The organism is Nocardioides candidus, from assembly GCF_041321175.1.
GTDB lineage: Bacteria > Actinomycetota > Actinomycetes > Propionibacteriales > Nocardioidaceae > Nocardioides.
The window spans coordinates 138,222-152,637 of sequence record NZ_JBGGWC010000005.1 but is presented as its reverse complement, the minus strand read 5'-3'; the positions used below and the strand labels follow the sequence as shown (position 1 = coordinate 152,637).

12 protein-coding genes are annotated in these 14,416 nt (G+C 70.3%); 5 read left to right on the top strand and 7 right to left on the bottom strand.

What is annotated here, in order from left to right; genetic code table 11:
* Positions 1 to 44 precede the first annotated feature (44 nt).
* On the top strand, positions 45 to 1,286 hold the full coding sequence (locus tag ACAX67_RS20125; protein ID WP_370705682.1) for a L,D-transpeptidase: 1,242 nt from the start codon (positions 45 to 47) through the stop codon (positions 1,284 to 1,286).
* A gap of 99 nt (positions 1,287 to 1,385) precedes the next feature.
* Here ACAX67_RS20125 and qcrB read toward each other — a convergent pair whose 3' ends face one another.
* From qcrB to ctaE, 4 genes are all read right to left on the bottom strand, one after another.
* Positions 1,386 to 3,134, bottom strand: coding sequence for a cytochrome bc1 complex cytochrome b subunit (qcrB, locus tag ACAX67_RS20120; RefSeq protein WP_370705681.1), 1,749 nt, complete (start codon positions 3,132 to 3,134; stop codon positions 1,386 to 1,388).
* Complete coding sequence (gene qcrA, locus ACAX67_RS20115) at positions 3,134 to 4,234, bottom strand: cytochrome bc1 complex Rieske iron-sulfur subunit (RefSeq protein WP_370705838.1); 1,101 nt, start codon at positions 4,232 to 4,234, stop codon at positions 3,134 to 3,136. The genes qcrB and qcrA overlap by 1 nt, the downstream gene beginning before the upstream one ends.
* A 47-nt stretch (positions 4,235 to 4,281) precedes the next feature.
* On the bottom strand, positions 4,282 to 5,157 hold the full coding sequence (gene qcrC / locus ACAX67_RS20110) for a cytochrome bc1 complex diheme cytochrome c subunit (protein WP_370705680.1): 876 nt from the start codon (positions 5,155 to 5,157) through the stop codon (positions 4,282 to 4,284).
* 81 nt (positions 5,158 to 5,238) lie between these two features.
* Entirely contained in the window at positions 5,239 to 5,883 is a 645-nt protein-coding gene (gene ctaE / locus ACAX67_RS20105) for an aa3-type cytochrome oxidase subunit III (RefSeq protein WP_527891045.1), read from the bottom strand.
* 98 nt (positions 5,884 to 5,981) lie between these two features.
* Between ctaE and ACAX67_RS20100 the strand changes: the two genes are divergently transcribed.
* Genes ACAX67_RS20100 through trpD form a run of 3 tightly spaced genes read left to right on the top strand, consistent with a single transcriptional unit; the run spans position 5,982 to position 8,347 of the window.
* Positions 5,982 to 6,899: a cytochrome c oxidase assembly protein gene (locus ACAX67_RS20100; RefSeq protein WP_370705679.1), complete on the top strand. Its 918-nt coding sequence runs from the start codon at positions 5,982 to 5,984 to the stop codon at positions 6,897 to 6,899.
* Between the two features lie 10 nt (positions 6,900 to 6,909).
* Positions 6,910 to 7,311: an Rv3143 family two-component system response regulator gene (locus tag ACAX67_RS20095; RefSeq protein ID WP_370705678.1), complete on the top strand. Its 402-nt coding sequence runs from the start codon at positions 6,910 to 6,912 to the stop codon at positions 7,309 to 7,311.
* A gap of 4 nt (positions 7,312 to 7,315) precedes the next feature.
* The gene (gene trpD / locus ACAX67_RS20090) at positions 7,316 to 8,347 is read left to right on the top strand and encodes an anthranilate phosphoribosyltransferase (protein WP_370705677.1); all 1,032 of its coding nucleotides are present in this window, start codon (positions 7,316 to 7,318) and stop codon (positions 8,345 to 8,347) included.
* Positions 8,348 to 8,372: 25 nt separating this feature from the next.
* Here trpD and ACAX67_RS20085 read toward each other — a convergent pair whose 3' ends face one another.
* The 3 genes from ACAX67_RS20085 to ACAX67_RS20075 form a co-directional block, all read right to left on the bottom strand.
* Positions 8,373 to 11,954 carry an Ig-like domain-containing protein gene (locus ACAX67_RS20085; RefSeq protein ID WP_370705676.1) on the bottom strand — a complete coding sequence of 1,194 codons (3,582 nt, stop codon included), beginning with the start codon at positions 11,952 to 11,954 and terminating at the stop codon, positions 8,373 to 8,375.
* Between the two features lie 142 nt (positions 11,955 to 12,096).
* Positions 12,097 to 12,375, bottom strand: coding sequence for an Lrp/AsnC family transcriptional regulator (locus ACAX67_RS20080; protein WP_370705675.1), 279 nt, complete (start codon positions 12,373 to 12,375; stop codon positions 12,097 to 12,099).
* Positions 12,372 to 14,066: a DEDD exonuclease domain-containing protein gene (locus tag ACAX67_RS20075; protein ID WP_370705674.1), complete on the bottom strand. Its 1,695-nt coding sequence runs from the start codon at positions 14,064 to 14,066 to the stop codon at positions 12,372 to 12,374. Before ACAX67_RS20075 ends, ACAX67_RS20080 begins: the two co-directional genes overlap by 4 nt.
* An 88-nt stretch (positions 14,067 to 14,154) precedes the next feature.
* Here ACAX67_RS20075 and ACAX67_RS20070 point away from each other — a divergent pair, with 88 nt between their 5' ends.
* Positions 14,155 to 14,361, top strand: a complete 207-nt coding sequence (locus ACAX67_RS20070) for a hypothetical protein (RefSeq protein WP_370705673.1) — start codon at positions 14,155 to 14,157, stop codon at positions 14,359 to 14,361.
* The last annotated feature ends 55 nt before the right edge of the window (positions 14,362 to 14,416 follow it).

Below are 14,416 nucleotides of genomic sequence, written 5' to 3'. Positions count from 1 at the left end.
TCGGCGAATCCGCCGCGCGTTCCCTCGCAGAAAGACCCGGTCACATGCATGCCCTGCCGACCCGCACCCGCGCCGGTGCCCGTCGTGGACTCGCCAGCCTGGCCGTCGCCTCCCTGCTGCTGAGCGGCTGCAGCGCCGCCAAGGACGCGGCCGATGGTGCGATGTCCAAGGCCGGGATGGGCGACAGCGACAGCACCAGCGCCAGCGCACCGACGACGTCCGCGTCGGCGTCGCACCCGGTCATCAAGACCAACGTCAAGAAGGGCGCGACCGGGGTCCCGGTCGACACCGCTCTCAAGGTGACGGCCAAGGACGCACGGTTGACCAAGGTCACCGTGACCCAGTCCGGCGAGGAGCTGCCCGGCACCCTGGCCAGCGACGGCAGCAGCTGGTCCGCCGGCGACGGCCTCGAGCCGGGCGTGACCTACAAGGTGCGGTCGACCGGCACCGACACCGACGGCGACACCGTCCACAGCACCTCCAGCTTCACCACGCAGGCGCTGTCGCTGGACCAGCAGACCTACCCGTCGGTCGCCCCGCTCGCGGACGAGACGGTGGGCATCGGCATGCCGGTGATCGTCACCTTCGACGTCCCGGTCACCAACCGCGCCTCCTTCGAGCGCCACCTGCACGTCACCACCACGCCGGCCCAGCAGGGCACCTGGCACTGGGTGAGCGACACTGAGGTCCACTACCGCCCGAAGCACTACTGGAAGGCCGGCACCGACGTCAGCGTCGACGTCGACATCAACGGCGTGGCCGCCGGCAACGGCATCTACGGCCAGGAGGACCGGCAGGTCGACTTCCACGTCGGCGACGCGCACATCTACAAGGTCAACACGCAGACCGACGAGATGAAGGTCTTCTCCAACGGCTCGCTGCTGCGGACCATCCCGATCACGACCGGTCAGCAACCCGCCTACACCACCCGCTCGGGCATCAAGGTCATCATCGAGAAGTTCGCGTCCAAGGACATGAACTCCGAGACGGTCGGCATCACCGGCGCCGACGCCTACAACATCAAGGGCGTCCAGTGGGCGATGCGGCTGACCTACTCCGGTGAGTTCATCCACGCGGCGCCGTGGTCGGTTTCCTCGCAGGGCGTCGCCAACGTCTCGCACGGCTGCACCGGCATGAGCACGGAGAACGCCGACTGGCTCTTCGCCATGACGCGTCGCGGCGACGTGGTCGACTACACCGGCACCGACCGGCCGATGGAGCCCGACAACGGCTACGGCGACTGGAACATCCCGTGGTCGGAGTACAAGGACGGCTCCGCTCTCTGAGAGGCCGCCAGCGGGCTCTCAGAGCGCCCTCCGAGGCCTGCACGGACAACGACGAAGGCCCGCTCCCCCTGACGGGGGAGCGGGCCTTCGTCGTTGCACTCAGTGGTCGCTGGTCGGACCGTGCTTGTTGGGTCCGGCGGCGATCTGGTGCTCCAGCTCGTGCAGCTCGTGCTCGGCGTGGTGCTGCGACTCGTGCATCTCCTCGGCCGTCGGCTTCTGCACGTTGTCCGCGAACATCAGCGTGGACAGCCGGCCGCGCATCTTGGCGGCGACCTCGGCGACCCGGCCGCCCGGAGCGGCCACGCCCGCGTCGTCGCTCGCGGCGTCGGGGGAGTAGACCTCCTCGCGGTCGCGCGCGGTGAGCACGTAGGCAGCGGTCTCGCTGATCGGCAGGTGCTTCTCGGCGTACCCGCCATCGGGCGAGCGCACGATGACACCGGTCTCGTAGCCGTGCAGCAGCTTGCCCTCGTCGTGCCGCTGGAGGGAGATGCACCAGCGGCGGGCGATGATGAAGGCGATGATCGGCCCGAGGATCACAGCAGCTCGCATGAAGTACGTGATCTCGTTGATGCTCAGGTGCATCTTGATCGCGATGATGTCGTTGCCGCCCGCGGCCCAGGAGAGGCCGTAGAAGGTCACCAGCGCGGCCATCACGGCGGTGCGTGTGGGGGCGTTGCGGGGACGCTGGAGCAGGTGGTGCTCGCGCTTGTCGCCGGTCACCCACGCCTCCACGAAGGGCAGTGCGATCAGCACCATCAACATCAGCGGAGGCATGATCAGGATCGGGATCATGATGTTCCACGACACGGTGTGGCCCCACAGGTGCGTCTCCCACGCGGGGATGATCCGCAGCAGGCCGTCGGGCCAGCCCATGTACCAGTCGGGCTGGGAGCCCGCGGTCACCTTGGACGGGTCGTAGGGTCCGAACTTCCACACCGGGTTGAGCGTGAAGAGCCCGCCGAGCATGGCGACGATGCCGAACACGATGAAGAAGAAGCCACCGGCCTTGGCCATGTAGATGGGCATCAGCGGGGGACCGACGACGTTGGCCTCGGTCTTGCCGGGCCCGGGCCACTGGGTGTGCTTGTGGTAGACGACCAGGATCAGGTGGGCGGTGATCAGGGCCAGCAGCAGGCCCGGGACCAGCAGGATGTGGATGGAGTAGAGCCGCGGGATGATCTGGTCACCCGGGAACTCCCCACCGAACAGGAAGAACGACATGTAGGTGCCGACGACCGGACTGGCCTTCATGAAGCCGTCGGCTGCGCGGACGCCGGTGCCGGAGAGCAGGTCGTCGGGCAGTGAGTAGCCCGTGAAGCCCTCGAGCGTGCCGAGGAGCAGCAGCAGGCAGCCGATGATCCAGTTGACCTCGCGCGGCTTGCGGAAAGCGCCCGTGAGGAAGACGCGCATGAGGTGGATCATCATCGCGCCGATGAAGATCATCGCCGCCCAGTGGTGCATCTGCCGCATGAGCAGACCGCCACGGACGTCGAAGGAGATCTCGAGGGCCGACGCGAACGCCCGCGACATCTCCACGCCGCGCAGCGGGTCGTAGGAGCCCTCGTAGCGGACCTCGGTCATGCTCGGGTCGAAGAACAGGGTGAGGAACACACCGGTGAGGAGCAGGACGACGAAGCTCCACAGCGCGATCTCGCCCAGCATGAAGGACCAGTGGTCCGGGAAGACCTTGCGCAGCGACATGCCCTTGGTGGCCTTGGCGAGGCCGAGCCGGTCGTCGGCCCAGTTGGCGACCGCGCCGGCCGCCTTGGTGCTCCGCGAGGGCGTTGCCGGCTCGGTGCCGTTGGTCGAGGCGACCTTGCTGGTCTTGCGACCGTTGTCAGCGCTCATCAGTCATCGTCTCCAAAGCGGTCGCGGTCGTAGTCGCGTTCCCAGAAGCTCGGTCCCACCGGCTCGGTGAAGTCGCTCTGCGCCACCAGGTAGCCCTGGTCGTCGACCGTGATGGGCAGCTGCGGCAGCGGGCGCCCGGCGGGGCCGAAGACGACCTTGCCGGAGTTGGCCAGGTCGAAGGTCGACTGGTGGCACGGGCAGAGCAGGTGGTGGGTGGTGCGCTCGTTGAGCGAGATCGGGCAGCCCACGTGGGTGCAGATCTTGGAGTAGGCCACGATGCCGTTGACGTCCCAGTCGTCGCGGCCCTTGCCGGGGGTGATGTCGTCCGGCTCCATGCGCAGCAGGATCAGCGAGGCCTTGCTCTTGTTGATCTGCAGGTTGATGCCCTCGACCTCGGACGGGTCGACGTAGTAGCGCTCGGGGTTGAAGAGCACCTCGGGCTGGGCGTTGACCAGGTCGCCGATCTCCAGGTCGGAGGCCAGGATGGGGGTGCCGATGGCGTCACGGGCGATCCGCATCAGCGGCACGGTGACCGTGACCTCCTTGCCGTCGACCACCGTGGTGATCTTCTGGCCGCCACGGCCCCAGATCGTGTGCTCGAGCTTGTCTCCCGGCAGCGTGCCGAGGTCGCGCAGCAGGACCACCGCGGGGACGCCCAGCAGGGCCAACGCCCCGAGTGCGGAGTTGCGGATCAGGGGACGGCGGGCGATGCCGGTCTCCTCGAAGCCGATCTTGAGGTCGGCCAGCGCGCGCTGGCGGTCCTCCTCCTCGGAGTAGGCCGGGTGGCGCATCTCGACGATCTCGTGGTCGCCCATGAGCTTGCGGGCCCACTGGATGATCGCGATGCCGATGAAGAGGAGGGCCAGGCCGAGGGTGGCGCCGAGCGCCACCGTCGAGGCGCCGAGGCTGCCGAAGGTGCTCCAGTTGTCGCCCACGTCGAGGGTGAAGTAGGCGACGGCGAACAGCACCGTCGAGATCGCGGAGAGGCCGAACAGGGCGGCCACCTGGCGCTCGGCCCGCTTCTCCTTCTCCGGGTCGACGTCGGTGGGCCGGGGCTCGTGCGGGGGGAGACCCGGGTTGGCGATCGGCTCCTCGGGCAGGTGGTCGCCCTCGTGGCCGTGCGCCGGCTCGATGTTGCTCTCGTCGCTCACGCGTCCGCCCCGTCCTTCTTTCCACTGGTGCGTGTCGTCTGTGCGGCGATCCACACGGCGAACCCGACCAGGGCGCCGATGCCGACCAGCCACGCGATCAGGCCCTCGCTCACGGGGCCCAGGCTGCCGAGCGTGAAGCCGCCGTAGCTGGGCTGCTCGTTGATGCGGTCGAGGTAGGCGATGACGGCCTTCTTGTCATCCGGCGGGATGTTGCCGTCGGAGAAGGTGTCCATCGACTGCGGGCCGGTCAGCATCGCCTCGTAGATCTTCTTCGGGTCGACGCCGCGGATGCGCGGGGCGTAGCCGCCGCGCGGCATGGCGCCGCCGGAGCCCTCGAAGTTGTGGCACGCCGTGCAGTTGGCGAGGAAGATCTGACCGCCACGCGTGACGTAGTCGTCGTACTCCTCGGAGGAGAGCGTGTCGGGGTCGTACATGTCCGCGTCGGGGATCGACGGGCCGGTGCCGAGGCTCGCGACGTAGGCGGCCAGCGCGGCGATCTCGTCCTCGCTGTAGACGACCTCCTTGCGCGGCACCTGGGCGCCGGGCACGGCCATCGGCATCCGGCCGGTGCCGACCTGGAAGTCGACGGCGGCGGCGCCGACGTCGGTCAGGGCCGGGCCGTACTGCTGGCCGTCCTGGGTGAGCACGCCCTCGCCGTTCTGGCCGTGGCAGAACGCACAGCCGACGAGGAAGAGCTGCCGCCCCTCCTTGGCCAGCTCGTCCTGGCTGGCGGTGGAGTTGGCCTGGGCCGGCGCGAACACGGCGTAGAGACCGCCGGTCATCAGCAGCCCGAGGAGGAGTACGACGAGGCCGGCGATCGGTCCGCGACGGTGCCGCGACAGGCGGCCGGCGGAGCGGTTCAGGAGGCGCACATTCAGTCCTTGCAGATCCGGGACGGACAGTAGTTCTTCGTGGAGGGGCCCAGCGCTGTCACGCAGGTCATGGGAGCAGGATCACTGCACGAGGTAGATGGTCGCGAACAGGCCGATCCAGACCACGTCGACGAAGTGCCAGTAGTAGGACACGACGATCGCGCTCACGGCCTGCTCGTGGGTGAAGCGCTTGGCCAGGTAGGTGCGCCCGAGGACGAACAGGAACGCGATCAGGCCGCCGGTCACGTGGATGCCGTGGAAGCCGGTGGTCAGGTAGAACATCGTGCCGTAGCCGTCGTGCGGGATCGTGACGCCCTCGGCGATCAGCTCGGTGTACTCGAGCGCCTGCCCGCCGATGAAGATCGCGCCCATGATGTAGGTCAGGACGAACCACTCCCGCAGGCCCCAACCCTTCGGGTTGAGCACGGATCCGACGCGCCCGACCTGGCCCCGCTCGGCGGCGAAGACGCCCAGCTGGCAGGTGAAGGACGAGAGCACGAGGATCGTGGTGTTGATCGACGCGAACGGCACGTTGAGGTGCTCGGTGTTGGCGGCCCACATGTCGGGGCTGACCGAGCGGATCGTGAAGTACGACGCGAACAGGGCCGCGAAGAACATCAGCTCGCTGGAGAGCCAGATGATGGTGCCGACCGCGACCATGCTGGGTCGGTCGTGCTGGCCGTGCAGTCGCGAGGCCGGGAGGGATGCCGTTGCTGTGGTCGCCACGTGCTCATTATGTCGATACCGGTGGCCGACGTCTCCCCGACCCCCCGGGATTGGACCCCTGGGCGGACCGGGCACGGCGATGACCTACCGTCGAGGGCGTGGAACGCCTCTCCTGGGCGACGCTCTTCACCCAATGGGAGCTCGCGCCGCTGCCCCTCGTGGTGACGGTGTGGGCAGTGGGGCTCTACGCGCTCGGGGTGCACACCCTGCGCCGTCGGGGCGACCGCTGGCCCGTGGGCCGGTCGATCGCCTGGGGCATCGGCATGGCCGCCTTCTACCTCGCCACGTCGTCCGGTTTCGCGGCCTACGACACCACGCTGCTGAGCGTGCACATGGGTCAGCACATGGTGCTCTCGATGGTCGTGCCGCTGTCGCTGGCGCTCGGCGCGCCGGTGACCCTGGCGCTGCGCACGCTGCCGAAGCGGCCGCGCGGGTGGCTGCTCGTCGTGCTCCACTCGCGGGTCGCCAAGGTGCTGTCCTTCCCTCCGCTGGCCTTCCTGCTCTACGTGCTCTCGCCCTGGGCGCTCTACTTCACCCACTGGTACGACGCCTCGCTGGCCCACCCCTACGTCCACGAGATGATGCACGTCCACCTCGTCGTGGTGGGCACGCTCTTCTTCTGGCCGATCGTGGGCGTCGACCCGCTGCCCGGCCGGGTCGGGCACCCCTTCCGGGTGCTCCTGACCGTGCTCACACTGCCTTTCCACGCCTTCCTGGGCGTGACCATCCTCGGGCAGACCACGCTGCTCGGCGGTGACCACTACCTCGCCCTGCGTCACCAGCCCGGCTACGGCTGGCTCCCCGACCCGCTCGCCGACCAGCAGCTGGCCGGCGGGATCCTCTGGGGCGCCGGCGACCTCGTCGGCCTGGTGTTCTTCGTCGTCCTCTTCGCCCAGTGGGTGCGCGCTTCCCTGAAGGAGGCCGAGCGCGAGGACCGTCGGCTCGACCGGCTGGAGGCAAGGGAGGCGCTCGAGGCACAGCGGGCCCAGCAGCCCCGGCCCGCCCCGGCCGAGTAGCATGCGGCCCGTGACGGAGTCGAAGGCACTCAAGGTCCTGGTCTACAGCGACGACGTGCGCACCCGCGAGCAGGTGATCCTCGCGCTGGGCCGGCGACCGCACCCCGACCTGCCCGAGGTCGAGTACCTCGAGGTGGCGACCGAGCCGGTCGTGATCCAGAACATGGACGCCGGCCACGTCGACCTCGCGATCCTCGACGGCGAGGCGGTCCCCGCCGGCGGTCTCGGCATCGCCAAGCAGCTCAAGGACGAGATCTTCCGCTGCCCGCCGCTGCTGGTGCTGACCGGCCGGCCGCAGGACGCGTGGCTCGCGACCTGGTCGCGCGCCGACGCCGCCGTGCCGCACCCGATCGACCCGCTGCAGCTGGCCGACGCGGTGGTGGCGCTGCTGCGCACCCGCGTCCCCGCCTAGCCCCGTGGCCGGTCACACCTGGGCCGACGTCCTGAGCGCGCTGGTCGCGGGCACCGAGGCGTCGACCGAGCAGATCGCCTGGGCGATGGGGGAGATCCTCGCGGGCGAGGCCACCGACGCCCAGGTCGCCGGCTTCGCCGTCGCCCTGCGGGCGAAGGGGGAGACCGTCGGCGAGGTCACCGGCCTGGTCGATGCCATGTACGACGCCGCCACGCCGCTCTCCGTCCCGGGACGGCTCCTCGACGTCGTCGGCACGGGCGGCGACCGCTCGATGTCGGTGAACATCTCGACGATGGCCGCCGTCGTGGCCGCGGGTGCGGGCGCGAAGGTGGTCAAGCACGGCAACGTCTCGGCGAGCTCCCAGTCGGGCTCGGCCGACGTGCTCCGCGCTCTCGGGATCCGGCTCGACCTGACCGCCGCGCAGGTGGCTGCGGTCGCCGAGCGGGCCGGCATCACGTTCTGCTTCGCCAAGACCTTCCACCCGGCCCTGCGCTTCGCCGGCCCGGCCCGGAGCGAGCTGGGCATCGGCACCACGTTCAACATGCTCGGACCGCTCACCAACCCGGCGCACGCCCAGGCCCGGGCGGTCGGCTGCGCCGACGCGCGCGTCGCACCGGTCATGGCCGGCGTGCTCGCCCAGCGCGGCGTCGACGCCTGGGTCTTCCGCGGCGACGACGGTCTCGACGAGCTCACCACGACGACGACCTCGGCGGTGTGGGTGGCCCACGAGGGCGAGGTCACGACGACGACCGTCGACCCGACCGCGTTCGGCATCGACCTCGTCGACCGGGAGGCGCTGCGCGGCGGCGACGCCGACCACAACGCCGAGGTGGTGCGCCGGCTGCTGGCCGGCGAGACCGGAGCGGTGCGCGACGCCGTACTCCTCAACGCGGGAGCGGCGCTCGCCGTTTACGACGCGCCCGGCGCCGACGTCCAGGAGTCCCTGGCCGCCGGCATCGAGCGCGCCGCGCGGGCGGTCGACTCCGGTGCCGCCCAGGCCGTCCTCGAGCGCTGGGTGGCCGCCGCCTCGGCCTGATCCACGGGGGAGGCGACGACCCGAGTCAGCGGACGAAGATGCTCTTGGTCGTCGGGTCCGACCTGTTGCCGCGCAGGTCCGTCAGCCGGCCGGTGACGTGCAGGGTGTACGTGGTGGACGGCCGCAGGCGGCCCTTCGGGTTGAGCTTCACCTTCTGCTGGTCCGACGACAGCGTCACGCGAGCGGCGATCTTCTTCCGGCTGCCGAGCTTGGTGAGGTAGACGGTCCGGCTGCTGACGTTCTTCACCCGCTCGCTGAAGGACAGGGTCAGGGTGGACTTCGCCCGCACCGTGGTCGGCGCGACCTTGAGCAGGTCGGGGCCGGTCTCGTCGAGGACGAAGGTGGCCCAGCCGGTCGAGCCGATCGCGTCCCCGGACGCGGTGAGCGCGGAGACCTTCCACTGCCAGGTGCCGTCGGCGAGGGTCCGCGAGGGTGCGTAGGCGGTCGCCTTCGTGGTGACCCGCTCGGAGAGCGAGCCCGTGGGCGACATCAGCTCGACCTTGTAGGCGGTCGCCCCGAGCACCGACGTCCACTTGAGGAGGATGTCGTCGCCCTGCAGGTAGGCCCCGTCGGCGGGCCCCTCGACGGTGGGCACCTCCGTCGAGCTCACGAACCGACGGGGCACCGACCACGGACCGGCATTGCCGTCGGCGTCGACGGTGCGGACGCGCCAGAGGTACGGCGTCGCGCTGGCCGGGATCGACTCGTCCCAGACGAACGCCGTCTGCCCGGTCGACTCGTGGAAGACCCGGTTGCCGGAGGAGAAGGTCGTGTCGTTGTTCCGGTAGAGCTCGACGTCGTAGTGCGCGGCCGACGGCCGGGGCTGCCAGCGGAACACGGTCGTGCCGTGCCTGACCTCGTCCTGGGCCGGGCTGGTGAGAGCCACGACCGGGGTCGTCTTGGTGAAGGCCCGCTTGTCGGACCACGTCAGGTCGTTGTCGTCGGCGTCGATCGCCTGGACCCGCCAGTAGAGCGGGCCGTCGGGGTAGGCAGTGTTGAAAGCCGTGTAGGTCGACTGGTCGACGCGGAGGGTGTCGATCGGCGAGGAGAAGTTCTCGTCGTCGTCGACCTGGATCCGGTACCACTGGGCGGACTGGGTGCCAGCCTCGCCGGTCTGCGACCACGGCGTCGCGGCGTTGGTGTCGCGGTAGTCCTGCCAGTCGAAGGTCACCTCGGTGCTGGCGACCGTCGCGCCGGCGGCGGGTTGCTCCAGCTTCACAGCCGGCGACTTCTTGCGGAACTTGTTGGTCGCCATGCCCGAGGTCGACACCGGCCGTGGCCCGCAGTGGGAGCCCGCCTTGCAGGGCCGGACGTGCAGGTAGTAGGACCCGCCCGCGAGGCTCTCGGCGAGCGCGCCCTTGACCTGCGACATGGTCGGCGCCCAGCGCGTGTTCATCGTTGCCGGCAGCGAGGTGAGCGGCTCGACGACGTTGGTGAAGTCGGGGTCCTCCGACAGGTAGATCATGTAGTAGCCGGCGTCCTCGACCGGCTGCCACGAGATGACCGGCGTGGAGGTGGCGTCGGTGCAGGTGGCCTCGGTGCACGACAGGGGCGCGGCGAATCCGCCGAGACCGTCGGCGCCGAAGGCGTTGCCGTCGAGCGCGAGCCTGATGTCCCGGACCGCGCCGAGGTCGGCGATCCGGAAGGTCGCGGTCGGGCCGGTCGCGATGGCGACGTTGCTGGCGTCGTAGGCCACGACGTACCAGTCGTAGTCGCCGGCGTCGAGCAGCCAGGTGTAGGTGTCGGTGACCGCGGGGTGCCGGATCTTGTTGTCCGAGCCGAACACGTCGCTGGTCGTGGACGGGAAGAGCGCCCCGCTTCCGGACGGTCCCGCGAACACCCGGTAGTACGAGGCGCCGGGCATCGGCGCCCACGCCATCAGTGGCGCACGGCGCGTCGGGGTCGCGGTGTCGTCGGCCGTCAGGGGGGTGAGCGGCGCTGCATCGCCTGACCAGGGCCCGGTCGACGGCGCCGCATCGCTGACGGAGAAGGTGGTGTGCATCTCCAAGGTGACGGCGTCACCGGCCTCGTCGTAGGCCGTGAGGCTCCACTCGTAAGGGCTCTTAGCCGCAGTCAGCGGCGTCGAGGGCGCCGGGACGTAGGACGTCGCGTAGGTCCGGTCCTTCGAGACGACCGACGATCCGGTGCGGTCCCAGACGCTGATCTTGTACGACGAGGCGCCCTGGACCGCCTGCCAGGAGAGCACCGGCACGTCGACGGTCGCGCCGCCGGACGGCGTCATCCCGATCGAGCCGCCTCCGACCGGCGTGGACCCGAACGTGAAGGATCGGATCGCCGAGAAGATGCCCTGGACACCGCGAGTTGCGGTCCCTGATCGTGAGAACGGGAGGTCGAGCGGACGGACCCGCCAGTAGGTCCGGATGCCGGCGTTCGGCGTGCACTTGTCGTCTGACTTGGTGCTCGCCAGACCCTTGACGTCGTTGATCACGAAGCTGCCCGGTGCGTAGGTCGTGCCCGCCACCTGGCAGACGTTGAAGGTCCCGGGCGAGAAGTTCGGGTCCGGTCCCATCTGGACCTCGTACATCGAGGCGTTGCGGACCGGCGTCCACTGCAGGTGCCAGCCGGGGCCGACGTTCGCGTTGTTCGCGGGCGCCGTCTGGACAGGGGTGTTCGCGACGCCGGCCCAGGACCGCACGAAGCTGGGTGGGTCGCCTGCTCGCGACCAGGCGCTGGGGTTGCCGGAGGTGTCGACCGCCCGCACCCGCCAGTAGTAGGTGTTGTTGTCGTAGGTGACGGGCGGCGAGTAACGCGTGCCGAGCACCCGGTTGCGGCCGGTGCGGTCGTCGATGACCGTCGAGGCAGAGAAGCTGTCGTCGGTCGACACCTGGAGCTCGTAGTAGGCCGCACCCGGGAGGGGCTGCCAGTCGAGCTCGACGTCCTGGACGACGGCGCCGTCCGCGGGGCTCACCAGGGTGACGGTGTCGAGCGGCTTGAGGGTGAAGACCGCATCGGAGGAGTACGCCGACTCCACGCCGGCCTTCCCGTCGCGGACCGCCTTCACCCGCCAGCGGTACGACTCGCCGTTGTCACCGGTCGGCAGCGCCTCCGGGACGACCAGGGAGGTGACCGTGGTGGTGTACTCGTGCGCGCCGACGTACTCGGTGTCCTCCGCGTCGTCGAGCTGGACGACGTACTTCTCGGCGCCGCGCACCTCGTCCCAGGACAGCAGCGGGGGAGAGCCGGGCTGCTGCAGGGTGGTGCCGTCGGGAGTCAGGTTCGAGGGCGCGGGCACGGGGTCGACGACGAACGAGGCATCGGCCCACGGGCCGGCGAGGCCCGTGTCGTCGTGCGCGCGGACGCGCCAGAACTGGTCGCCGGCGCCCAGGACGGTGGTGGGCACCGCGCGCGTGTTGACCGTGGTGACCTCGAAGGTCGGGTCGTCGAAGGTGGGGTCGTCGTCGACCTGGACGTCGTAGTCCTCGGCCCCCGTCACGCGGTCCCAGGACAGGACCGGCGGGTTGGCCACGCTCGAGCCCAGTCCGCCCGGGGCGGGTGGCAGCGCCTGCGCTGCCTGCGGCACGGCGGCCAGTCCTGCCGCGACGACGACCGCTGCGATCGCGCGCGCGACGATGTGCGTAGCCCCCATGGGTGCTCCCTCTCCCGAAGACGAGCCGGGCGCGCCCTCACGCGCACGACACCCCGACGCTAGGCGGGGATCGGGTCGAGGGGAACCGGAAGGACGGCCAAATGGTCCCGAAGGACTAGGACATCGAGCCGTTCGGCGCGTCTCAGTCGAGACCCAGCGAGAACGCCGACTCCAGGTCGTGGCTGGAGTAGGCGCGGAAGGCGATGTGGGTCTCGGTGTCGGTGACGCCGGGGACCTTGTTGACCTGGTCGGCGACGACGGCCGCGATCTCCTCGTGCTGGCGGACCCGGACCATCGCGATCAGGTCGATCTGGCCGGTCACGGAGTAGACCTCGGTGACCCCGTCGAGAGCGGCGATCCCCTCGGCGACCTCGGGGATCCGGGCGACGTCGGCCTTCACGAAGACGATGGCGGTGATCATGGGCCCACCTTAGAACCACCGGCACCACGCACCGGGCAGGTCCACTCGCCCTCGACCTCGACCAGCCGGATGCCCGGGAGCTCGAGCCAGCGCAGGATCTTCTCGGACTCCTCGGCGGTCGCCGCGGGGAGCGGGCTGATGCTCGGCACGACCGTCTCCGCGGAGGCGCGCAGCTGTCCGACGTAGGCCACCGCGTCGGCGCCGCTCGGGATCACGCCCGCTGCCGCGAGCCGCCCGTGGCGGACGACGTGGACCGACCAGCGCCCGTCGTCCTCGCGCCGGGTCGCGACGACCTCGGGGCACCGGGTCAGTGACGTCAGCCGCTGGGTGCGCGCGGCGGCACGGACGAAGGCGGCCAGCCGGTCACGCTGGACGCCCGCCTCCTCGAACCGCTCCTGCTCGGCGAGCGCCGTCATCTTGTCGTTGACCAGCTCGACCACGTCGTCGGGATCGCCCAGCAGGGCGTCGCGCAGCTGGCGCACCACGGCGGCATAGGTGTTCTCGTCGACGCTGCCGTCGCAGGGGGACAGGCAGCGGCCGAGCTCGGCGAGCACGCACGCGGAGCGGGACGGGTGGCGGCCGAAGCGGTCGGAGCACTGCCGCACCGGGAAGGTCTCGTGGAGCGCCGCGAGGCAGCTCTCGGCGGCCGCGCGCGAGGAGAAGGGGCCCAGGTAGTCGGCGTCGTCGTCGAGGACCCGCTTGACCAGGGAGAGGCGCGGCCAGGGCTCGCGGGTCAGCTTGATGAAGGTGACCTTCTCCGGGTAGCGCGAGCGGCGGTTGTAGCTCGGCTTGTGCTCGGCGATGAGGCGCAGCTCGCGGACCTCGGCCTCCAACGGCGTGGCGCACTCGATGCCGGTGACGGACGTCGCGATCGTGACCATCTCGCCGATGCGGGAGCGGGTCTCGGAGGCGGTGAAGTAGGAGCGCACGCGTCGGCGCAGGTCCTTGGACGTGCCGACGTAGAGCACGCGGGACTGGTCGTCGCAGAAGAGGTAGACGCCCGGGGCGTGGGGGAGCCGGTCGGCGAGGTGCCGCTTGCGGCGCTGGGCGGCGGCCACCTTGGAGGAGTAGGTCTGCAGCTCCTCGAGGGTGTGGACGCCGAGGCTGCCGATGCGCTCCATGCAGCCGTGGAGCACGTCGACGGTGGCGCGCGCGTCGGCCAGTGCACGGTGGTTGGGCGTGGTGCCGGAACGGAACACCCGGGCGAGGGAGGAGAGCTTGTGGTTGGGCGCCTCGTCGCGGGTGACCACGCGCCGCGCGAGCTTGACGGTGTCGACGACCTCGAAGTCGGGCCACGGGATCTCCTGCTCGCGGGCGAAGTGGCGCAGGAAGCCGACGTCGAAGCCGGCGTTGTGCGCGACCAGCACCGAGCCCCGGGCGAACTCCAGGAACGCGGGCAGCGCCGAGGTGATCGGCGGAGCCTCGGCGACCATGCCGTTGGTGATGCCGGTCAGCACGGCGATGAAGGCCGGGATCGACGTGTGCGGGTTGACCAGGGTCTGGAACTCGCCGAGCACCTCGCCGCCGCGCACCTTGACGGCACCGATCTCGGTGATCCGGTCGCCGTCGCCGACCGAGCCTCCGGTCGTCTCGAGGTCGACCACGCAGAACGTCACGTCGCGCAGCGGGCGGCCGATCTCGTCGAAGCTCCGCTGCTCCTCCCAACGGCTGCGGACGGGGGCGGTGGTCATGTCGCTGACGGTAGGACGGACCTCCGACGAGTTAGGGGAGGCACGTCCGGACGGACGTTGTGTCGGACCCCGCTGCCACCGTCGTCCCATGACGACGAGGATCGACTGCGACACCTGCCTGGTGCGGGGGCTCGCGTGCCACGACTGCGTGGTGACCGTGCTGCTCGGGCCGCCGCCCGAGCTGACCATCGACGACGAGGAGCTGCGCGCGCTCGACGTGCTCGCGGCGGAGGGCCTGGTGCCGCGGCTGCGGCTCGTGCAGCCGGTCGACGGACCGCAGGTCGAGTCCGCGTGAGGCTCTTGTGACCTGTGGGACAGGTGTGGCGCTTGTCTCCTCCATTGTCTCCGTT

Coding starts and splice junctions, on each gene's coding strand:
- ACAX67_RS20080 (WP_370705675.1), bottom strand. CDS start 12,375: ATGATCACCGCCATCGTCTTCGTGAAGGCCGACGTCGCCCGGATCCCC.
- qcrB (WP_370705681.1), bottom strand. CDS start 3,134: ATGAGCGCTGACAACGGTCGCAAGACCAGCAAGGTCGCCTCGACCAAC.
- ACAX67_RS20125 (WP_370705682.1), top strand. CDS start 45: ATGCATGCCCTGCCGACCCGCACCCGCGCCGGTGCCCGTCGTGGACTC.
- ACAX67_RS20075 (WP_370705674.1), bottom strand. CDS start 14,066: ATGACCACCGCCCCCGTCCGCAGCCGTTGGGAGGAGCAGCGGAGCTTC.
- ACAX67_RS20085 (WP_370705676.1), bottom strand. CDS start 11,954: ATGGGGGCTACGCACATCGTCGCGCGCGCGATCGCAGCGGTCGTCGTC.
- ACAX67_RS20070 (WP_370705673.1), top strand. CDS start 14,155: ATGACGACGAGGATCGACTGCGACACCTGCCTGGTGCGGGGGCTCGCG.